Annotated in this window: 15 protein-coding genes and 1 pseudogene; 9 read left to right on the forward strand and 7 right to left on the reverse strand. The window is 69.6% G+C overall.

Going from position 1 to position 20,349, the window contains the following annotated elements; translation table 11 throughout:
* Nucleotides 1–2: 2 nt before the first annotated feature.
* The 8 genes and pseudogenes from QSU92_RS08805 (at nt 3) to QSU92_RS08840 (ending at nt 10,975) form a co-directional block, all read left to right on the forward strand.
* Nucleotides 3–1,940, forward strand: coding sequence for an APC family permease (locus QSU92_RS08805; RefSeq protein WP_289261044.1), 1,938 nt, complete (start codon nt 3–5; stop codon nt 1,938–1,940).
* A 253-nt stretch (nt 1,941–2,193) separates the two neighbouring features.
* Nucleotides 2,194–2,283, forward strand: a complete 90-nt coding sequence (locus QSU92_RS08810) for a potassium-transporting ATPase subunit F (RefSeq protein WP_289261045.1) — start codon at nt 2,194–2,196, stop codon at nt 2,281–2,283.
* A complete protein-coding gene (gene kdpA / locus QSU92_RS08815) occupies nt 2,283–3,965 on the forward strand; it encodes a potassium-transporting ATPase subunit KdpA (protein ID WP_289261046.1) in 1,683 nt (560 codons plus the stop codon). The genes QSU92_RS08810 and kdpA overlap by 1 nt, the downstream gene beginning before the upstream one ends.
* A 2-nt stretch (nt 3,966–3,967) precedes the next feature.
* The gene (gene kdpB, locus QSU92_RS08820) at nt 3,968–6,127 is read left to right on the forward strand and encodes a potassium-transporting ATPase subunit KdpB (protein ID WP_289261047.1); all 2,160 of its coding nucleotides are present in this window, start codon (nt 3,968–3,970) and stop codon (nt 6,125–6,127) included.
* Nucleotides 6,128–6,164: 37 nt separating this feature from the next.
* Nucleotides 6,165–6,779: a K(+)-transporting ATPase subunit C gene (kdpC, locus tag QSU92_RS08825; RefSeq protein ID WP_289261048.1), complete on the forward strand. Its 615-nt coding sequence runs from the start codon at nt 6,165–6,167 to the stop codon at nt 6,777–6,779.
* 73 nt (nt 6,780–6,852) lie between these two features.
* A pseudogene (locus QSU92_RS08830) lies at nt 6,853–9,400 on the forward strand (DUF4118 domain-containing protein).
* On the forward strand, nt 9,397–10,077 hold the full coding sequence (locus QSU92_RS08835) for a response regulator (protein WP_289261049.1): 681 nt from the start codon (nt 9,397–9,399) through the stop codon (nt 10,075–10,077). The pseudogene QSU92_RS08830 and the gene QSU92_RS08835 overlap by 4 nt, the downstream one beginning before the upstream one ends.
* Nucleotides 10,078–10,129: 52 nt before the next feature.
* A complete protein-coding gene (locus tag QSU92_RS08840) occupies nt 10,130–10,975 on the forward strand; it encodes a formate/nitrite transporter family protein (RefSeq protein ID WP_289261050.1) in 846 nt (281 codons plus the stop codon).
* A gap of 105 nt (nt 10,976–11,080) precedes the next feature.
* On the opposite strand, the gene QSU92_RS08845 is transcribed toward QSU92_RS08840, so the two are convergent.
* Nucleotides 11,081–12,481 carry an FAD-binding oxidoreductase gene (locus QSU92_RS08845; protein ID WP_289261051.1) on the reverse strand — a complete coding sequence of 467 codons (1,401 nt, stop codon included), beginning with the start codon at nt 12,479–12,481 and terminating at the stop codon, nt 11,081–11,083.
* Between the two features lie 169 nt (nt 12,482–12,650).
* On the opposite strand from QSU92_RS08845, the gene QSU92_RS08850 reads away from it, so the two are divergent.
* The gene (locus QSU92_RS08850) at nt 12,651–13,784 is read left to right on the forward strand and encodes a helix-turn-helix transcriptional regulator (protein WP_289261052.1); all 1,134 of its coding nucleotides are present in this window, start codon (nt 12,651–12,653) and stop codon (nt 13,782–13,784) included.
* A gap of 26 nt (nt 13,785–13,810) precedes the next feature.
* On the opposite strand, the gene QSU92_RS08855 is transcribed toward QSU92_RS08850, so the two are convergent.
* The 6 genes from QSU92_RS08855 to QSU92_RS08875 form a co-directional block, all read right to left on the reverse strand.
* Complete coding sequence (locus QSU92_RS08855) at nt 13,811–14,707, reverse strand: TerC family protein (protein WP_289261053.1); 897 nt, start codon at nt 14,705–14,707, stop codon at nt 13,811–13,813.
* Nucleotides 14,708–14,778: 71 nt separating this feature from the next.
* A complete protein-coding gene (locus tag QSU92_RS08860) occupies nt 14,779–15,759 on the reverse strand; it encodes an SRPBCC family protein (RefSeq protein ID WP_289261054.1) in 981 nt (326 codons plus the stop codon).
* 1 nt (nt 15,760) lies between these two features.
* A complete protein-coding gene (locus tag QSU92_RS08865; RefSeq protein ID WP_289261055.1) occupies nt 15,761–16,135 on the reverse strand; it encodes an ArsR/SmtB family transcription factor in 375 nt (124 codons plus the stop codon).
* 181 nt (nt 16,136–16,316) lie between these two features.
* The gene (locus QSU92_RS17580; RefSeq protein ID WP_422880437.1) at nt 16,317–16,886 is read right to left on the reverse strand and encodes a YcaO-like family protein; all 570 of its coding nucleotides are present in this window, start codon (nt 16,884–16,886) and stop codon (nt 16,317–16,319) included.
* Entirely contained in the window at nt 16,775–18,064 is a 1,290-nt protein-coding gene (locus QSU92_RS08870; protein ID WP_289261056.1) for a YcaO-like family protein, read from the reverse strand. Before QSU92_RS08870 ends, QSU92_RS17580 begins: the two co-directional genes overlap by 112 nt.
* On the reverse strand, nt 18,061–20,265 hold the full coding sequence (locus QSU92_RS08875) for a YcaO-like family protein (RefSeq protein ID WP_289261057.1): 2,205 nt from the start codon (nt 20,263–20,265) through the stop codon (nt 18,061–18,063). The genes QSU92_RS08870 and QSU92_RS08875 overlap by 4 nt, the downstream gene beginning before the upstream one ends.
* Nucleotides 20,266–20,349 lie beyond the last annotated feature (84 nt).

The raw sequence follows: 20,349 nt of genomic DNA on the forward strand, positions 1-20,349 counted from the left end.
CGGTGGCCTATGCGCCGCAGGAGCTGCTGATGATCCTGCTCATCGGCGGCACGGCGTTCCTCGCCTTCAGCCCCGGGGTCGCGGTCGCCGTCGTGGTGCTGCTCATCGTGGTGGTGCTGAGCTACCGCCAGCTCATCAAGGCGTATCCCTCAGGCGGCGGCGACTACGAGGTGGCGCGCACCAACCTCGGCGAGGTGCCGGGGGTCGTCGTCGCCTCGGCACTCCTCGTCGACTACGTCCTCACCGTCGCCGTGTCGATCGCGTCGGGCGTCGACAACATCATCTCGGCGATCCCCGAGCTCGCGCCCTTCCGCATCGAGTTCGCGGTCGGCTTCGTCATCCTGCTCGTGATCGTCAACCTCCGCGGGGTGCGCGAGGCCTCGTTCGCCTTCGCGATCCCCACCTACGTCTTCATCGGCTCGGTCGCCTTCATGGTGGTCGTCGCCCTCATCCGCACCGCGCTCGGCGACCCGCCGATCGCCTCGAGCGCCGAGTACGCGGTCCAGGCCGAGGAGCTCACCCAGGCCGCGACGATCCTCCTCATCCTGCGGGCGTTCTCGAGTGGATGCTCCGCCCTCACCGGGGTCGAAGCGGTCTCGAACGGCGTGCCGGCCTTCCGCCGCCCGAAGGTGCGGAACGCCCAGTGGACGCTCGTGCTCATGGGCGGGGTCGCCATCGTGCTCTTCACCGGTCTCACCGCTGTCGGGCTCATCTCGCAGGTGCACTACGCCGAAGACCCCTGCAACCTCGTCGGCTTCGCCTGCGAGACCACCCCCCAGCCGAGCCTCATGGCGCAGATCGCGGCGGCCACGTTCGGAATGGGGTCGATCCCGTTCTTCATCGTGCAGGCCGCCACCGCCTGCGTGCTGCTGCTCGCCGCCAACACGGCCTTCAACGGATTCCCGCTGCTCGGGTCGGTGCTGGCGCGCGACGGCTACGCGCCGAAGGCGCTGAACACCCGCGGCGACCGGCTGGTGTTCTCGAACGGGATGATCATCCTGGGCCTCGCGGCCATCGTGGTCCTGATCGTGTACCAGGCGAACCTGACGACCCTCATCCAGCTGTACATCATCGGCGTCTTCGTGTCGTTCTCACTCGGCCAGATCGGCATGGTGCGGCACTGGCGACGCGAGCTCCGCCAGACCACCCGCGTCGAGGCGCGGCGTGATCCACGGGCGGCGGCCGAGCGCCGCGCGGCACTCACCGGCCTCGCGATCAACTCGACCGGAGCGGCGATGACGGTCGCCGTCCTCGTCATCGTCACCGCGACGAAGTTCATCTATGGCGCCTGGCTGGTCTTCCTGGCCATCCCGGTGCTCGCGGTGCTCATGATCGGCGTGAACCGGTACTACCGCGACGTCGACCACGAGATCCGCATCGACGAGCCGGTCCAGTACGGCTCGTCGGGCGACGTCGCCCTCATCCTCGTGAGCAAGCTCCAGAAGCCGGTCGCCAAGGCCCTCGACTACGCCCTCGCGGCCAAGCACGACAAGACGATCGCCCTGCACGTGGCGGTGACGAACGACGACGCCGACGCGCTGCAGCGGGAGTGGCAGGACCAGCGGATGCCGGTGCCCCTCGTCATCCTCGAGTCGCCGTACCGCTACTACGCGCAGCCGGTCGCGGAGTTCATCCGTCAGTATCGGCAGAAGCACGGGTCGGCCGTGGTGACGGTGTATCTGCCGCAGTACATCGTCGGTCACTGGTGGGAGACCTTCCTCCACAACCGTCGCGCGCGGCGCATCGCCCAGCAGCTCATGCTCATCCACGGCGTCACGATCACCCTGGTGCCGTGGCTTCTCGACTCGTCAGAGCTCATCTACGGGCGGCGGTCGCGCCCGCTCCCCGGCCAGGACCGCGCCGGCCGGCCGTTCGAGCCCGATCTCGAGGCACCCCCGATCGCCGAACGGTCGAGCCTGGAGGCCCGCCCGGACGAGTGACGCCGCGCCGCGGCATCCGCTCTTCTCCTTCTTCGCACCCTCGCCTCGCGCGCGGACGAGGGGAGCGGCCCGACACGGCCGCCGTGAGCAACCCGTGAGGAGCAGCCGCGGGGCCGTAGGGATTCCGTGAGGATGCCGCAGCCGCGGCATCCGGGGGTGTTGCATCGCATCTCGTGCTCGATGTGATCTATCTCGTGGCGACCATCGCCCTCTTCGCCCTCGTGGCCCTGGCTGCGCGGGGGGTGGAGCGGCTGTGACCGCCCTCTCGCTCATCGCCGCGACCCTCGCCGTCGCCGCGATCGTCTATCTGGTCATCGCCCTGGTGAAGCCGGAGAAGTTCTGATGGACGCCACCGCCACGTGGACCGGCATCCTGCAGGTCGCCACCGTCGTCCTGCTTCTGACGCTCCTCTACCGTCCCCTCGGCGACTACATCGCCCACGTCTACACCACCGACCGCGACGCGCGCGTCGAGCGGGGCTTCTACCGCCTCGTAGGTGTCGACGCCCGCTCCGAGCAGACGTGGCAGGTCTACGCCCGCAGCGTCCTGATCTTCTCCGTCGTCGGTGTGCTGTTCGTCTACGCCCTCCAGCGGCTGCAGGCGTTCCTCCCCTCCTCGCTCGGCCTTCCCGCCGTTCCCGAGGCGCTGGCGTTCAACACCGCGGTGTCGTTCGTCACCAACACCAACTGGCAGTCGTACTCGCCCGAGCTGACGCTCGGCTATACGGTGCAGTTCGCCGGGCTCGCTGTGCAGAACTTCGTCTCGGCAGCGGTCGGCATCGCCGTGGCGATCGCGCTCGTTCGCGGGTTCGGCCGTCGGGGAGCGACGACGATCGGCAACTTCTGGGTCGACCTCGTCCGCGGCGTCGGGCGCCTGCTGCTCCCGCTGTCGATCCTCGCCGCGATCGCGCTGCTCATCGCCGGCGTCGTGCAGAACTTCAACGGCTTCACCGACGTGACCACGCTCAGCGGCGCCACTCAGACGCTGCCCGGCGGACCCGTCGCCTCGCAGGAGGCCATCAAGGAGCTCGGCACGAACGGCGGCGGATTCTTCAACGCCAACTCGTCGCATCCGTTCGAGAATCCCACGCCGTGGACGAGCGTGCTGCAGATCCTCCTGCTCCTCGCGATTCCGGTCGCGATGCCCCGCGCGTTCGGCCGCATGGTCGGCGACAACCGTCAGGGCTACGCAATCCTCGCGGTGATGGCATCGATCGCGATCGTGTCCATCGCCGCGGTCAGCTGGCTCGAGTCGCTCGCCTTGGGCACCGCCCCTCAGCTGGCCGGCTCGACGATGGAGGGCAAGGAGGTGCGGTACGGCATCTTCGGCTCGACCCTCTACGCCGCCGCGACGACCCTGACCTCGACCGGCGCGGTCAACTCGATGCACGACTCCTACACCGCACTCGGCGGCATGATCCCGATGATCAACATGATGCTCGGCGAGATCGCGCCGGGCGGCGTCGGGTCGGGACTGTACGGGATGCTGGTGCTCGCCGTCCTCGCCGTGTTCGTCGGCGGTCTGCTGATCGGCCGTACCCCGGAATACCTCGGGAAGAAGATCGGGCCGCGCGAGATCAAGCTCGCGAGCCTCTACATCCTCGTCACCCCGACACTCGTGCTCGCCGGGACCGCGCTGAGCTTCGCGATCCCCGGGATCAGAGCGGATGTCGAGGCGACGTCGATCTGGAATCCCGGCATCCATGGCCTGAGCGAAGTGCTCTACGCCTTCACCTCGGCCTCGAACAACAACGGCTCGGCCTTCGCCGGTCTCACCGCGAACACCCCGTGGCTCAACACCGCGCTCGGTGTGGCGATGCTCCTGGGCCGGTTCCTACCGATCGTGCTGGTGCTCGCACTCGCCGGGTCGCTCGCGGCCCAGAGGCCGGTGCCGTCCACGGTGGGGACGCTCCCCACCCACCGCCCGCAGTTCGTCGGGCTCCTCGCGGTGCTCGCGGTCGTCGTGACCGCGCTGACCTACTTCCCCGTTCTCACGCTGGGTCCCCTGGCGGAAGGGCTCGTCTGACCATGTCCACACTGACCACTCCCCCGCCGACCGTCGGCTCGCACGAGGCGGCATCCGAGGCGCGCGCACCCCGCGCGTTCGGCGCCGCACAGCTCGCCCAGGCGCTCCCCGGGGCACTTCGCAAACTCAACCCCGCCGCCCTGTGGCGGAACCCCGTCATGTTCCTGGTGTGGGTGGGCGCTGCGCTCACCACCGTCATCGCGATCGCCGAGCCCTTCCTCGGCGGCGCCGGCGAGTCCGGCGGCACCGTGGTGCCCGCCGGGTTCACCTGGGGGATCGCGGTGTGGCTCTGGCTCACCGTGCTCTTCGCCAACCTCGCCGAGTCGGTCGCCGAGGGGCGGGGCAAGGCGCAGGCGGCGACGCTGCGCAACACCCGGACGAGCACGATGGCGAACCGGGTCACCGGGTACGACGCGGTCGCCGACCCCGCCGCCGAGCTGTCGGGCACCGCCCCGGTCTCGTCTGCCGAGCTCACCCTCGGCGACGTCGTCGTGGTGACGGCCGGCGAACTGATCCCCGGCGACGGCGACATCGTGCACGGTATCGCCACGGTCGACGAGTCGGCGATCACCGGCGAATCCGCACCGGTCGTCCGCGAGTCGGGGGGCGACCGCAGCGCCGTGACGGGCGGCACGCGCGTGCTGTCCGACCGCATCGTCGTGCGCATCACCTCGAAGCCCGGCGAGACCTTCGTCGATCGGATGATCGCGCTCGTCGAGGGCGCGAGCCGGCAGAAGACGCCCAACGAGATCGCGCTGAACATCCTCCTCGCGAGCCTGTCGATCGTCTTCGTCATCGTCGTGCTCACCCTCAACCCGATCGCGTCCTATGCGGCCGCACCCGCCAGCATCCCGGTGCTCATCGCCCTGCTGATCTGCCTCATCCCCACCACGATCGGGGCGCTGCTCTCGGCGATCGGCATCGCCGGGATGGACCGGCTCGTGCAGCGCAACGTGCTGGCCATGTCGGGCCGCGCTGTCGAGGCCGCCGGCGATGTGACCACGCTGCTGCTGGACAAGACAGGCACCATCACCTACGGAAACCGCCGCGCGAGCGACTTCGTCGCCATGACCGGAGTGGATGCCGCGGACCTCGCCCGGGCTGCATCGCTGTCGTCGCTGGCGGACCCCACCCCCGAGGGAACCTCGATCGCGGAGCTCGCCGCGGCCCAGCGCATCGTCGCCGAGATGCCCGCCGGGGCGGTGACCGTGCCCTTCACCGCGCAGACCCGCATGAGCGGGCTCGACCTCCCCGACGGCACCCAGGTGCGCAAGGGTGCGGGCTCAGCGGTCCTGGCGTGGCTGGAGGCGGAGGGCGCCTCCGTGCCGACCCAGGTGCGCGCGCAAGTCGTGAGCGAGACCGACGCGATCGCCGAAGCCGGTGGCACGCCGCTCGTCGTCGCGACGCTGGGCGGCACCGGCAGCCGCATCCTCGGGGTCGTCCACCTCAAGGACATCGTCAAAGACGGACTGCGCGAGCGCTTCGACGAGCTGCGCGCCATGGGCATCCGCACGGTCATGATCACGGGAGACAACCCCCTGACGGCGAAGGCCATCGCCGCCGAGGCGGGTGTCGACGACTACCTCGCCGAGGCCACCCCCGAGGACAAGCTCGCACTCATCAAGCGCGAGCAGGAGGGTGGCCGTCTCGTCGCCATGACCGGCGACGGCACGAACGACGCCCCCGCTCTCGCGCAGGCGGATGTCGGGGTGGCCATGAACACCGGCACGTCGGCCGCGAAGGAGGCCGGCAACATGGTCGACCTCGACAGCGACCCGACGAAGCTCATCGACATCGTGCGCATCGGCAAGCAGCTGCTCATCACGCGTGGGGCACTCACGACCTTCTCCCTGGCCAACGACATCGCGAAGTACTTCGCGATCATCCCGGCGATGTTCATGGGGGTCTTCCCCGGGCTCGCGGCGTTGAACATCATGGGGCTGTCGTCGCCGGCGTCCGCTGTGACGAGCGCGATCATCTTCAACGCGATCGTCATCGTCTTCCTCATCCCGCTGTCGCTGCGGGGCGTGGCCTACCGGCCGGCGAGCGCGTCTCAGCTGCTGTCGCGGAACCTCCTGATCTACGGTCTCGGCGGTGTCATCGCGCCCTTCATCGGCATCAAGCTCATCGACCTGGTCGTGAGCCTCATCCCGGGCTTCTGAGCCCCCGCACTCTCGACCCGAACAAGGAGTCGCACGCATGTCCACCACCCGCACCACCCTGCGCAGCGTCGGCGTCGCCGTCCGCGCGATGGTCGCCTTCACCGTCATCCTCGGTGTCGGCTACACCCTGCTGATCACCGGCATCGGTCAGCTGGTCCTCCCCTGGCAGGCGAACGGATCCCTCCAGCGGGACGCGGCCGGTGCCGTCGTGGGTTCTGCCCTCATCGGGCAGAGCTTCACCGATGCCGACGGCGAGGCCCTGCCCGGATACTTCCAGTCCCGCCCCTCGGCCGCCGGTGACGGCTACGACGGCGGTGCGTCGAGCGGCTCGAACTGGGGCCCGGAGAACGCCGACCTCATCGCAGCGATCGAGGAGCGCAAGGCGGTGATCGCCGAACGCGAGGGCGTCTCGCCGGAGGAGATCCCCGCCGATGCGCTGACCGCCTCGGCCTCGGGACTCGATCCGCACATCAGCCCTGCCTACGCCCTGCTCCAGGTGCCGCGCGTGGCGGAGGAACGCGGGATCCCCGCCGACGAGGTCGGCGAGCTGGTGGAGTCTATGATCCAGTCCAGGGACCTCGGCTACCTCGGGGAACCTCGCGTCAACGTCCTGCAGCTGAACCTCGCGCTCGACGAGCGGGAGCAGCGCTGACGCCGAGAACGAAGGACCGATCAGGTATGCACGCCGCCCGCGCCTCGCGCCGACCCCTCACCGGGGAGCCGCGATGAAGCGCGGGCGGCTGCGCGTGCTGCTGGGCGCCGCACCCGGTGTGGGCAAGACGTACGAGATGCTCGAGGAGGGTCGGCGTCTGGCGGGCGAGGGGCGCGATGTGGTCGTCGCGATCGTCGAGACCCACGGCCGCGCCGCCACTGCGGCGCAGATCGAGGGACTCGAGGTGATGCCCCGGCGCGTCCTCGAGCACCGCGGCGTCGAGCTGACCGAGCTCGACCTCGACGCGGTGCTCGACCGCCGGCCCGACGTGGCTCTCGTCGACGAGCTCGCGCACACCAATGCCCCCGGTTCGGCCAACGACAAGCGCTGGAAAGACGTCGAAACGATCCGGGATGCCGGCATCGACGTCATCACGACCGTCAACGTCCAGCACATCGAGTCGCTGAACGGCGTCGTCGAGCAGATCACCGGCATCCCGCAGCGCGAGACCGTGCCGGATGCGGTGGTGCGCGGCGCCGACCAGATCGAGGTCGTCGACCTCGCACCGCAGTCGCTGCGCGACCGCCTGTCGGCGGGCCAGGTGTATCCGGCCGAACGGATCGACGCGGCGCTGTCGAACTACTTCAGACTGGGCAACCTCACGGCGCTGCGCGAACTGGCGCTCCTCTGGCTCGCGGATGAGGTCGACAGCGCCCTGAAGAGCTACCGCTCCGAGCACGGCATCGAGGGAAGCTGGCAGGCCCGCGAGCGGGTCGTCGTCGCCCTCACCGGCGGCCCCGAGGGCGAGACGCTGCTGCGGCGAGGAGCGCGGATCGCCGCGCGCTCGGCGGGCGGCGAGCTGCTCGCCGTGCACGTCTCCAGCCAGGACGGCTTGCGCGCCTCGAGTCCTGGCGCATTGGCTCAGCAGCGCGCGCTCGTCGAATCTCTCGGCGGCACGTACCACCAGGTCGTCGGCGACGACATCCCGCGCGCCCTGGTCGACTTCGCCCGCTCGGTCAACGCCTCGCAGCTGGTCATCGGCGTCAGCCGTCGCGGCCGGCTCGCCGCCGCGGTGACCGGACCCGGCATCGGCGCCACCGTCATCCGCGAGTCGGGCGACATCGACGTGCACATCGTCACGCACGCCGCCGCCGGCGGGCGCTTCGCCCTCCCGCGCGTGCGCGGAGGAGCCCTCAGCGTCAAGCGCCGCGTGCTCGGATTCGTCACCGCGCTCATCGGGGGCCCGCTGCTGTCGGTGGTGCTCTCGACCTTCCGCAGCGAAGAGTCGATCACCTCCGATGTGCTCTTCTACCAACTGCTCGTCGTGGTCGTCGCCCTCATCGGCGGCATCTGGCCCGCGCTCTTCGCCGCCGTGCTGTCGGGTCTGACCCTGGACTTCCTGTTCGTCGAGCCGCTGTACAACGTCACGATCTCCGACCCTCTGCACGCGCTCGCCCTCGCGCTGTACGTCGTGATCGCGATCCTCGTCAGCTACATCGTCGACCAGGCAGCGCGGGCAGCCAGGGTCGCGCGGCGCGCGGCGGCGGAGTCGGGCTGCTCGCCACCGTCGCCGGCAGCGTGCTGCGCGGTGAGAGCGCCGTTCCCGCTCTCGTCACCCGCACCCGCGAAGCGCTGGGCCTCGCCGGCGTGCGCCTCGAGGCCGCGGACGGCACGACGATCGCCACCGACGGCGAGCCCGTGCGCGGCGACGACTACGTCACCATCGCCGTCGGGCGCGGGCCCGACGGCGAGCCGCGGGGCCGACTGGGCTGCACGGCAGCCTCGGAGCGCGCGAGCGGCGTCTTCTCGACGCGATCGTCGCCCAGCTCGCCGCCGCGCTCGAACACACCGATCTCACCGCGACGGCGCGCGCGGCCGATGCCCTCGCCGAGGCCGACCAGGTGCGCACCGCCCTGCTGTCGGCGGTCAGCCACGACCTCCGCCGGCCGCTGGCCGCCGCCCTGGCCGCGATCGGAGGGCTGCGGGCGGCCGGCGACCACCTGAGCGCGGCCGACCGTCAGGAGCTGCTCGAGACCGCGGACGAGAGCCTGTCCACCCTGTCGCAGCTCGTCACCGACCTGCTCGACGTCAGCCGCGTGGAGGCGGGAGTGCTCGCGGTGTCGCTCGCGCCGGTCGACGCCGCCGGTGCCGTCCTCGCGGCTCTCGACGAGCTCGATCTCGGTCCGGGCGACGTCGAACTCGGCCTCGACCCCGACCTCCCTGCGCTCACGGCCGATCCCGTGCTGCTGCAGCGCGTGCTCGTGAACGTGCTCGCCAACGCCCGGCGGCACAGCCCCGAGGGCGCCCGGGTTCTCATCACCACCAGCCGACTCGGACAGAACGCCGAGATCCGCATCGTCGACCGCGGCCCCGGAGTGAGCGCCGAGCGTCAGGAGGACATGTTCGCGCCGTTCCAGCGACTGGGTGACGTCGACAACACCACCGGGCTGGGGCTCGGGCTCGCGCTGTCCAAGGGCTTCACCGAGGGGATGGGCGGCGCACTCACCCCGGAGAACACCCCCGGCGGCGGCCTGACGATGGTCATCGCTCTCCCCCTCGCGGCGACGGCACCTCCGGCTGAGCGGCCGGCGCCCGCCCCCGCGGGAAGCGGGCGCCCATGAAGATCCTCCTCGCCGACGACGACCCCCAGCTCGTCCGTGCGCTGCGCATCACCCTCGCCGCACACGGCTACGACGTCGTCGCCGCACCCGACGGTGCCGCCGCCGTCGCCATGGCCGCGCAGACGCATCCCGACATCATCCTTCTCGATCTCGGGATGCCGCGGCTGGACGGCATGCAGGTGATCGAAGCGCTGCGGGGATGGACGACCGCGCCCATCATCGTGGTGTCGGGGCGCACCGGATCGGCAGACAAGGTCGACGCGCTCGACGCCGGCGCCGACGACTACGTCACCAAGCCCTTCCAGATCGACGAGCTGCTTGCGCGGCTGCGCGCCCTCTCGCGGCGTCGCGGCGGCACCGCCGACGAACCTCTCGTCGCCTTCGGCGACGTCACCGTCGACCTCGCCGCCCGCGCGGTGACCCGCGGCGGCGAGCGCGTGCACCTGACCCCGACCGAGTGGCGCATGCTCGAGTTCCTCGCGCGCAACCCCGGCGCCCTCGTCACGCGACAGACCCTGCTGAAGGAGATCTGGGCGAGCGAGAACGTCCAGGACTCGGGCTACCTGCGCCTCTACATGTCGCAGCTGCGCAAGAAGCTCGAGCCCGACCCCTCGCACCCGGTGCATCTGCTCACCGAGTCGGGCATGGGCTACCGACTGGTGCTCGACCCCGGCTGATGCGATCCCGGTTCGCGGCCTGGCTCCTCTTCCCAGCACCCAGGATGGGGTGATGAGAGACGATCACGAGCGCCGCGCCGACCAACGTCGCCGAGACGGTGAAACGGACGGGCCGATCGAGGCAGCGCTGGAGAAGGAGTTCGAAGACGTCGTCGGCGAGGGCGCCGAGCGTCTTCACCGCACCTTCCGGGCGACGGTCGTCACCGGCTTCCTCGGCGGTGTCGAGATCGGAGTCGGAGTCATCGCCTACCTGGGCGTGCTCGAGCACACCGGCGATCAGCTGCTTGCGGGGCTGGCGTTCAGCGCAGGGTTGATCGCTCTTCTGATGGCACACAGCGAGCTGTTCACGGAGAACTTCCTCATGCCCATCGCCGCGCTGGTCGCACGCGAGGGCACCCTGGGGCAACTGGGCAAGTTGTGGGGTGGGACGCTGGTGGGGAATCTCTCAGGCGGATGGATCGTCATGGGCATCGTCGTCCTGGCATTTCCGGAATGGCACGAGCTTCTCGCCCGGACTGCCGACCACTTCGTCAATGAACCGTTCTCGTGGAAGTTCGTCGCGCTGGCGATGCTGGGCGGGGCGGTCATCACACTCATGACCCGGATGCAGGAGGGCACCGACTCGGAGCCGACGAAGATCGTCGCGGCGATCGTCGGCGGTTTCCTACTGGCCGGCTTCCAGCTGCTGCACTCGATCCTCGACTCGCTCTTCGCGTTCGGAGCGATCCTGAGCGGAGCCGACATCACCTATCTCGAGTGGTTCGTGTGGTTCCTGCCGGTGCTGGGGCTGAACCTCCTGGGCGGAGTCCTCCTCGTCACCGTTCTGCGCATCGTTCGCGAAGGCGAACTCTTCAGGATGCGACGCGGCCTGCCGGGCGGGAGCGTCAGGAAGCCGTGAGGATCACGCCGCGTCCTGGGGCTCACCTCGACCGCGTCCTGACCGCGACCGGCACCGCCCGCACACGCTCCCCCAAGCGCGCGGACGGTGCCGTGCCCGCGCCGGTCAGTGCACCGGCTGCGCGGGGGAGAACACGTCGGCGGGGTCGAAGAGGCGCTTGAGCTCCCCCAGCCGACCGGCCGCCGCGCCGTACCCGACACGTCGGTCGACACCGCCGCCGTCTACGAACGTCAGCGCCAGGGCGTCGATGTGCCACGGCGCGAAGAGTGCCACCGCCCCGCGGACGGCGGCATCCGCGCCGGCCGCAGCTTCCGGCACCGGAACCATCGTGACCGCATGGCAGATGTACTCTCCGCGCATGGCCGACACCGCGCCGCCGCCGGCTGTCGGCTGTGCGACGGCGCCGCCGATGTGGCGCAGCTCGGTCATGAACAGTCCACGGTCCGATCCGGCGCGAAGGAACGCCTCCACAGCGGCATCCGGAAGCTCATCGAGAACCGCATGGGCCGTCACCGCCGGAGTCGGCTGCGGCGGATCCATGTGCACGGCGATCAGGCCGGCAGCGGGGATGCGGCCGAACGTGTCGATCTCGGGTGCGAGCTCGCGCAGCGGCGCGAGAACCGTCGCCGCCGTGTCATCGCGCTCCAGCACGGCGCCGTCGATCACAACCACCGATCGACCGGAGAGGAAGGGCGGCAGCTCGGGCAAGGGCGGAAGGTTCAGGATGCGCAGGGTGGTCGTCGCGCTCTCGGGAGCCGTCGCCGTCCATGCAGCCCAGGCGCGGGCGACCTCGGGGGCGCGAGCGGCGTCCCACAGCAGCATGCCGGCGTAGACATCTGCGTAGGGGAGCAGGTCGATCTCGAGCGAGACCACCACCCCGAAGGCGCCGGAACCGCCGCGGACCGCCCAGAACAGGTCGGGGTTCTCTTCGGCGCTGGCACGCACGAGCACACCGTCGGCCGTGACGAGCTGAACGGCGCGGACGAAGTTCACCGCGAGGCCGTGCGTCCTCGCATAGAACGACAGGCCTCCGCTGAGGCTGTACCCGGCGACGCTCACGTCGCCGGCGCTGCCGTGAGGCGCCGTCAACCCGTGGGGCGCCGTCGCCTCGAGCACGTCGTTCCAGTGCGACCCGCCGAGGACGCGCGCGGTGCGCGCGACGGGGTCCACCGTGACGCCCCGAAGGCGAGCCAGGCTGACGATGACGGTGTCGGCGAGGCCGGTGTCGGCGAGGGCGGCGGCGGCGTGTCCGGTGGACTGCGGTGCGACCCGGAGTCCTGCCGCAGTGGCCGCGCGGACGATCTCCACGACGTCTTCGGCGGTCTCGGGGCGTGCGACCGCGACCGGTCGCTGGTCGACGGCGAGGTTCCACGGCATGCGTGCGAGGTCCCATTCGGGGTCGCCGGGCAGCACGACGCGGCTTCCGAGTTCGGTCCGCAGGCGCAACGCCCTCGGGTCTGCGTCCGGACGGGCGGCGTCGGTGGTGGTGGTGTCGGACAGGGTCATGATGAGCTCCAGCGTGAGATGTCTGGTCGGGTGGGGGCGCCCACGGCGGGCGCCCGTCGGAGAGTCTGACGGCGCCCCACTTCCGGCCGCCATCCCAGGGGAGAGGGATCTTGGGGCATCCCAGATACCTGGGATGGCGGATCTTCTCCGGCAGGAGCACACTGTTCGCATGGCCACCGCACTGGCTCTGGGGCGTGCGCGGAGCGACATCGAGGTGATGTCGCGCGCCGGCCTCCCCCTGCACCGGTTCATGGACGAGGCCGCCGCCGCTCTGGCAACGGTCGTCCCCTTCGTCGCCGCGTGCGTGTCCACCCTCGACCCGGCGACCGCGATGGTCTCGAGCGTCCGCAAGCTGGGGGCTCTCGACGGGCGCAACGAGCAGGATGTCTCGTGGTCGCAGATCGAGTACGGGAGCGAGGAGCCGACGGCGATCCGGGGGATGCTCCGAGCCGGGCGCACCGCCGTGGGGATGCAGCGCGAGACCGGCGGGGAGCTGGAACGCTCGACGCGGATGGCCGAACTGCTGATCCCCTATTTCGACTTCCATGACGAGGCGCGCGTGGTCTTCGCCGATCGCAGCGGAGGGTGGGGACACATCTCGCTCTTCCGCGGAAGCGATGAGCAGGGGTTCGGAGCGGACGAGCTGGCGTTCCTCGCCGCGGTCGCGTCATCCTTCACCCGCGGCATCCGCACCGGACTCCTCGCGCAGATCGCCCTGACGAACCCCGTCCGCGAGGCGGGTCCCGCCGTCGTCATCGTCGATGCGCAGAACCGCATCGTCCAGTCCACCCCCGGAGCGCAACGCCACCTGGAACGGATGTCGATGCCGTCGGGGATGGGCGATCCGCTCGTCTACGTCTTCGCCCTCGTCGACGCTGCCCGCCGACTCGCACGCGGCGAGACAGACAGCGTTCCCCGCGTGCGGGCGCGTACGGCGGACGGGCTCTGGCTCGTGCTGCACGCTGCACCCCTCGGCGGGCTCGGCGATCGCGGCGGCGACGTCGTCGTCACCGTCGAGGAAGCGAGGCCTCAGGAGGTGATCGACCTCGTGGCAGCGGCCTTCGGCCTCACCGCTCGAGAGCGCGACGTCGTCTCCATCGTTCTCCGAGGCGCAGACACGAAGGAGATCGCCGCCTCGATGCATGTCTCGCCCTACACGGTGCAGGACCACCTGAAGTCGATCTTCGACAAGGCGGGCGTCACCAGCCGTCGGGAACTGGTCGCCCGGGTCTACTTCGACCAGTACCTCTCCCGCGCCGGATCCGAGATCGCGCCCTCCGGGTGGTACGCGGCCGCACCCTGACGGTGCCGCGCCACGCCGGCTCCGGCTCAGCCGAGGCCGGCGCGCTCCGTCTCGGCCGCGCCCGCGCCTGCGACGGGCTTGCGCGAGAGTCCGACCGCGCCGGAGGACGGCTCCTTCGACAGCGCTGCGGCGACGGCGACCGACTCGTCGACGTCGCGGTAGCGGGGCCGGAGCTTCACCGGATGCTCCGGCTTCTTCTCGCGCTTGGCCCGGCGCGCGGCGTAGGTGAGGTTCAGGGCCTCGACGAAGATCGCGAAAGCCATCGGCCCGTAGATGAAGGCCTTGTCGATGTAGAACCCGAAGCCCTCGGCGATGAGGAACACGCCGATGAGGAGGAGGAACGACAGCGCGAGCATCTTCACCGTGGGGTGTTTGTTGACGAACTCGAAGATGAACCTCGCCGCGAAGAGCATGATGCCGAAGGAGAGCACCACGACGGTGATGATGACCACCAGGTTGGTCGTCATGCCGACCGCGGTGATGACCGAGTCGAGCGAGAAGACCAGGTCGAGCACGAGGATCTGCCCGATCACCGCGCCGAACGAGATCGCCTTGGAGCCGCCGGCCCCGTGCTCATCCTCAGCACCCTCGAGTTTGTGATGGATCTCGGTGACCGCTTTGTAAAGCAGGAACAATCCACCCGCGATGAGGATGATGTCCTTCCACGAGAAGCTCAGATCGCCGATGGCGAAGACCTCCTCGGTGAGGGTGATGAGCCACCCCGCGAAGAACACCAGGATGACGCGCATCAGCATCGCCAGGGTGAGGCCGAGGTTCCGTGCCCGCGCCTGCTGCTCCTTCGGGAGCTTGGAGGCGAGGATCGAGATGAAGATGACGTTGTCGACGCCGAGCACGATCTCCAGGACGAACAGCGTGATGAAGACCGCGATGAGGTCGGGCGTGAAAGCGAAGCTGAAGTCCACGGTCACATCGTAAGGGGGTGACCGAACCGGCCACCCCCCTTGATCGCCCGCGGAGCTCTCGGTGCGCGCGATCAGACCGACGCGAGCACGCCCTCCAGCCGCGCGTAGCTGGCCTCCATGCCGTCGACCATGCCGGTGGCGAGGATCATGTCGCGCGTCTCGCTGTCGGGATACTCGATGAGGAGCGTCAGCAGCGTCACGCCGTCCTCCTCGTAGAGCGACAGGTCGTTGATCGTGCCCGGCGCGTCCATCCCGATCATCCGCTCGGTCGAGACCTCCCTGCGCGGCGGGTCGCTGAGGAGCAGCTCGCCTTCGAAGCCGAACTCCTCGCCCTCGGTACCCGGGGCAGGGGCCCAGACGTTCCGGTAGGTGTCACCCACGGCGTCGGCCTGCTCGGCGACGGGCATCGTCCATCCGTCAGGCCCCAGCATCCATTGCTTCATCAGTTCCGAGTCGTGGTGCGCCTTCCAGACCAGCTCGCGCGGACCGCGGATGACGCGGGTGATGCGCACGTGCTGATCGTCGAGGATCTCCAGCTCCGTGCCGCGCCCGGCGGCGTAGTCGCGGAGGTCCCGCAGCACCAGGTCGAGCTGGTTGATCGCCATCGTCGAGCCCTCGACGGCGCCGAAGGCGACGACCTGCTCCAGCGCCTCGGCGGAGGCGAAGTAGGTCGTGTTGACCATTCGCGACCCGGTCGCGGTCGGCTCGAAGGCGAACACGACACGCATGACGGGCATCCCCTCGAGCGGCGCTCCCTCCTCGTTCGCGAACGCGTCGAGGACGGTGAAACCGCGCGGGGCGTCGATGGAGAGGAATTTCCACGACCCCCACGACTGCTCGCCCTTCGGGCTCGTCATGACGTAGCGCGCGTGCCCGCCGACGGTGAAGTCGAACTGGGGGAAGCTCGCCGGCCAGCCGGGAGGTCCCCAGAACCGTTCGAGCTGCTGAGGATCGGTGAAGGCTTTCCAGAGGCGGTCGACGGATGCGTCGAACTCCGCCTCGAGGGTCATGGTGAGGGCTTCGGCGTCGGTGGTGACATCGGTGACGGGCATGTCAGTGTCCTTCGTTGGATGCTGCGGGTAAGGGTGTCGGCGGATCTTCGGCGAGAAGCTGGTCGAGGCGCGCGATGCGCGAACGCCACAGCTCCTCATAGGCGGCGAGCAACGCGCGGGCGCGGGCGATCATGGCCGGATCCGCTCGGACCAGCCGTTCCCGGCCCTCGGCGCGCTTGACGATGAGACCGGCCGCTTCGAGCACCGCGACGTGCTTCTGCACCGCGGCGAACGACATGTCGTACTCGCGGGCCAGACCCGACACCGAGTGCTCGCGCTCGATCGCGCGTCGCAGGATGTCGCGACGCGTCGCTGCGGCGAGCGCGTGGAACACGCGGTCGATATCGTCATCGGTGAGCTCCGTTTGTACAACCATTTGGTTGTACGTTAGACCTCCGCAAGGTCCAGGTCAACCCCCAGGTTGTCGGGAGCGCGTTCTCGTTGCACTTGCGGACTTTGCGTTGCACTAGTCCCGTTGGTCCTTGCACTGAATGCAACGAAACGCCAAAACGAGTGCGAGGCATCTAGGTGTGGCCGGTGGAATTCGGGAGCTTCCTTCACCAGCCGGGATAAGGCGGGGTCCGGTCGATACATAAGGGGAAAGCGGCAGGTGCCAGCCGCTCAAAGGCCGGCGCGAGAACGCGGCATGCCGTATAGCCCGCTTCACGTACCCGCGGGGTTGTGACGTCCACCACGATGACCCGCGCGTCCGCGTTAAGAAGAGCCGACAGCGGCTGCGCGCCGACTCCCTCGTCGGGCACTGAACCGTGCGGGATCGTCCTGCGCCTCACTCGGGCGACACTTGACGCGCTGAGCCCATACTGCACGTGACACATGGGATCAATGAGGCCCCGCGCATCAGCGAAAACAGTTTCGGCGTATCGACGGTGCCGGTCGAATGGCGCTAAGCCCGCGACCCCGCCGTTGCCGATACTTTCCGCGCTGCGGATCAGGCTGTCGGGTGAATCTAGATCACGCGCGGAAGCGTGTTGAATCAAAGCCTCGGCCACGGCTGTCAACGCAGCGTCTTGGGGCTCGGCTGCGGCGGCAAACCCCAGGGAGACGATGTCCTTCTCCCTGTCGTCGACGACGGCGAGACGTACCCGAACACCGGTGGACGTAGGGATGGCGAGAAGCCGTATGTCCAGCGTCGACTCTCGACCTTTGGTTGGCTGAACCGCGGCAGGCAGCCACATTCCGGCAGCGGGTTCGGCTTTCGCCACCATAGCGAGACGGCGTCGTGGGCGATGACGTGTGCAGCGGCGCGTTCCGCCGCAGCTTCGAGGTCGGTGCCGGCGCAGAGGCCGACGAGATTGTGGCTGTTGGTCGACGGGAGGGGGTCCAGGCGACTAGCGAGATAGCCGGCGTGGACGAGGGAGATCGGGACCCAGCACGTCTCGCCACGCTCATCGCCAGCGAGCCACCAGTTCACGGCCCGATCATCGTCGCGGACGAAGGGAAACCCGGGCATCTCGTGCAGGGCGGGATCGTGGGGCCGCCACTCCGCGACGGTGAGCACCCGGTCTCCCGAGGCCCTCAGCTCTTCGGCGGTGGCGCGCCGCAGTCGCCCTTGCCCCAAGTAGGCGCCGCAGTAGTGCGCTATTCCCGAAAGCAATGCGACATGTTCGGGCGTGTCCGTGCCGCCGGAGAAGCCTGCCGCCGGCGCGAGGGCGTCGGGCTGGAAGCGCGAGTCGACGCTCCCAAGGTGTGGGAGTTCCGCGTGCAGGTGTTGGAATCCTGGCGGGTGCCACGGCTCGATGGGGCGCGCGACGATCCGTCGCAGCACACCGGTGACGGAATCGACGCTCGGCGCGGGTCTGAGTCGGTGTGGCACCCACGCGTCGCCTTCCCATCGTTCGAGCATGTCCGCGCCTGCGTCGCGGTCATCATCGAGACGCAGGTTGAGGGGGTCGGCGATAAGCGGGGGTTCCGTGAGCGCTGCGGCCACGGCGGGCTCCGCAACTCCTGCCCGCAACAGCTTCCCGATGAGATCCGCCGTGGCCGGGGCGTTCAGTGGGTCGAGCAGGATGCGGTGCAGTCGTCCCGCGTACCGCCACAGGACGATGATCTTCCCGTCGCACGTGCGCGCGAGATCATGCAGCGCGGCGGTCGAGTCGACCTCGATGTGGTGCTGGCCGACCGGGACCTCGACGTTAGGCCCGGAGGCTCGGATCTCGTCCAGGGCGGCGCGGACGGCATCGGAGTTGACAGCCACGGCGGGCGCGGTGAGGATCCAGCGGCGGCCGTCGTCTCCGCAGACGACGAGCTGGTCGCCTCCGAGCGCGTGAACCGTGACGCGAGTCACGCGTGAGGGACGGGGAAGTAGTTGAGCTCGTGCTCAGCGAGTCGCTCCGCCCGCCACCCGAGTTCGACGGCGAGGTCCTGCACGCGCCCACGGCCGAGAAAGGGGAATGCAGCGGGCGCGTTTCCCACAGTGCCCGGGACGATTGCTCGCACGACCGCCATACCGGTGCTGGCGATGTCGGGAGAGGTGATGTCGACGATGATGACTTCGTGGCCGGCGGCTTCGAGCGCACCTTGGTATGCGGCCGGAGTCCGTTCGCTGAGGCGCGGAAGGTCGGCCAGGCGGCGGGCGGCGGGACGTTCCAGCAGGGGCGCGACCCGCTCGACGGCACGGGGGTCGAGGTGGACCTGTTGCTGCACCATGAGGTCGTCGCAGTCGCGCATGTCTTCGCGGTATGAGTCGAGGTAGCGACGATCGGCACGCCACGGCTTGAATGACCGACTGTTGAGCTCGCCCCGGGCCATGGCATCCCAGTGAGCTCCGTCCGCGCGCAGAAGGTCACGGCTCCCCTCCTGAAGGGTGCAGGCCTCGGTCCAGGCCTTGAGGGCTGCGGCTTCGGGGGTGTCGCGACAGGCGAAGCCGACGTTGACGAGGGTGTCGACGTCGTTGTGGAGGACGCCTGCCATGACTGGCACACCGAACTCGTTGTCCAGGTGGATGAGCGAGGGTCGCTGGCCGGCGTCTGCGGGGATCCCGTTCCAGACGTCTGCGAGGTCGCCGGGGTCGACGGCGTCGAGCGGTTGCCCGTTGAGCCACCACACCATCGTCGCGTGACGCTCGATGATCTCCTCGAGTGCGGAGGTCACAGCGTAGTCGAGGTTCGGGCCGGCTGCGATCCCCGCGAATGGGCAGAAGGTCGTGACGGGCGCGCCGGCGTACCCGGCGGTGAACCAGTTGACGTAGACGGTGCTCGCCGGCACCAGCACGGTCTCGCCGGTCGTGAGCGATCGCCCCGGCACCCAGTGCTGCTCCAGGTCATGGGTCATCCGGACAAACGGGAAGCCGGGGGTGTCGTATTGCTTATCGGAGTAGAGCACGAGGTCGTCCGGATCGAGGACGCGGGTGGCGCCGCGGCGAAGAGAGTCGTAGCTGCCGACGGTGACGGGAAGGGTGTCGAGCAGGTTGCCGCAGTACCGCTCGGCCGCTTCGCCGATCGCGCTCGCGCGTGCTTGTTCCGGGTCGCCGAAGGCGGAGCCCTGGCAGGAGGTGTTGTTCGCCCAGCGTGAGACGCGGCGCATGTTGCAGACGTCGCTTTGGGCGGTGGCGAGAAGCGAGGGGATGCTCGGATGGTGCACGACGTCGCGGGTGCGTTGGACGAGACCGGTCACCCGGTCGACGAGGTCGGCGGGAGTGTGAGGGCGGGATTCGCTGAGGACGCTGGTGGGCAGCGGGAGAACCGGGTGCGTGGTGAGTGTGCCGTCCGCGGCGATTTCGGTGACGAGGTCACCGGTTCGGGTTCCGCCCAGGATGGCAGCTGCGGCGCGGATGCTGTGGCCGAGGTGATGGGGCGCGCGGCCGGCGTCTCCGCCTGCGGCGGGGGCGCGCAGCGCGCGGTGGGCGACGGCGTCGAAGGCGGCCGCGGTGCGTCGGGCGGCGAAGTCCTCGTAGTTCGCGCCGACACCCGGGGTGACGAACGGCCCGATCCACACGGTTGAGCGGGAGACCTCGACCGCTACCCAGGGTGTGCGGGCGTCGCTGCAGAGCCTGTCCAGCGCGATGAGGGTCGCGTCGTCGGCCCCGCGAACTGCGTAGACGAGCAGTTCCCGGGTGCGGAAGGCGCGGTGGACCACGCGCTGCCAGTCATCGGCCGGCACTGCTCGAACGACACGGTCACTGCCGTTCTGCAGGGCGGCGACGACCTCGGGGTCACCGGTGACGAGCAGGTCGCCGGGATCTGCGTCGGATCCGTCGCCTGTGTCGTAGTGGGGAGCGGTGACGGGCAGGGAGCCGGCCGGTTCAGGATCGGTGAAGGCGCCGTCGCGATCGAGCACGTCGAAGAGGACGGCTGCGCCGTCCTCCCAGCCCGCGGGCAGGAATGGGGAGGGAACACCCGTGGCCCAGGAATCCAGCATGCGCAGCATGGTGGGAGCGTCAACGTCCAGTGCATAGGAGTTGTCGGCAGGAGTGGTGACGAGCACGCGACCACCGGGCAGGGCGCGGACTTCGGCGTGCACGGTGCGGGTGAGTGTGGGAGAGGACATGTGGCTCCGATTCGGCGTGCCGGGTGGTGGTGGGTAGGGTGCCCCGCCGCGAGGGACGGGGCACCCGGCGGTCCTTAGGACCAG

It is taken from the genome of Microbacterium sp. ET2 (assembly GCF_030347395.1).
Taxonomy (GTDB): Bacteria; Actinomycetota; Actinomycetes; order Actinomycetales; family Microbacteriaceae; genus Microbacterium; species Microbacterium albipurpureum.

Excerpts from the sequence above, each read along its gene's own strand:
- kdpA (WP_289261046.1), top strand. The coding sequence starts at position 2,283 with ATGGACGCCACCGCCACGTGGACCGGCATCCTGCAGGTCGCCACCGTC.
- kdpB (WP_289261047.1), top strand. The coding sequence starts at position 3,968 with ATGTCCACACTGACCACTCCCCCGCCGACCGTCGGCTCGCACGAGGCG.
- kdpC (WP_289261048.1), top strand. The coding sequence starts at position 6,165 with ATGTCCACCACCCGCACCACCCTGCGCAGCGTCGGCGTCGCCGTCCGC.
- QSU92_RS08835 (WP_289261049.1), top strand. The coding sequence starts at position 9,397 with ATGAAGATCCTCCTCGCCGACGACGACCCCCAGCTCGTCCGTGCGCTG.
- QSU92_RS08840 (WP_289261050.1), top strand. The coding sequence starts at position 10,130 with ATGAGAGACGATCACGAGCGCCGCGCCGACCAACGTCGCCGAGACGGT.
- QSU92_RS08845 (WP_289261051.1), bottom strand. The coding sequence starts at position 12,481 with ATGACCCTGTCCGACACCACCACCACCGACGCCGCCCGTCCGGACGCA.
- QSU92_RS08850 (WP_289261052.1), top strand. The coding sequence starts at position 12,651 with ATGGCCACCGCACTGGCTCTGGGGCGTGCGCGGAGCGACATCGAGGTG.
- QSU92_RS08860 (WP_289261054.1), bottom strand. The coding sequence starts at position 15,759 with ATGCCCGTCACCGATGTCACCACCGACGCCGAAGCCCTCACCATGACC.
- QSU92_RS08865 (WP_289261055.1), bottom strand. The coding sequence starts at position 16,135 with ATGGTTGTACAAACGGAGCTCACCGATGACGATATCGACCGCGTGTTC.
- QSU92_RS08875 (WP_289261057.1), bottom strand. The coding sequence starts at position 20,265 with ATGTCCTCTCCCACACTCACCCGCACCGTGCACGCCGAAGTCCGCGCC.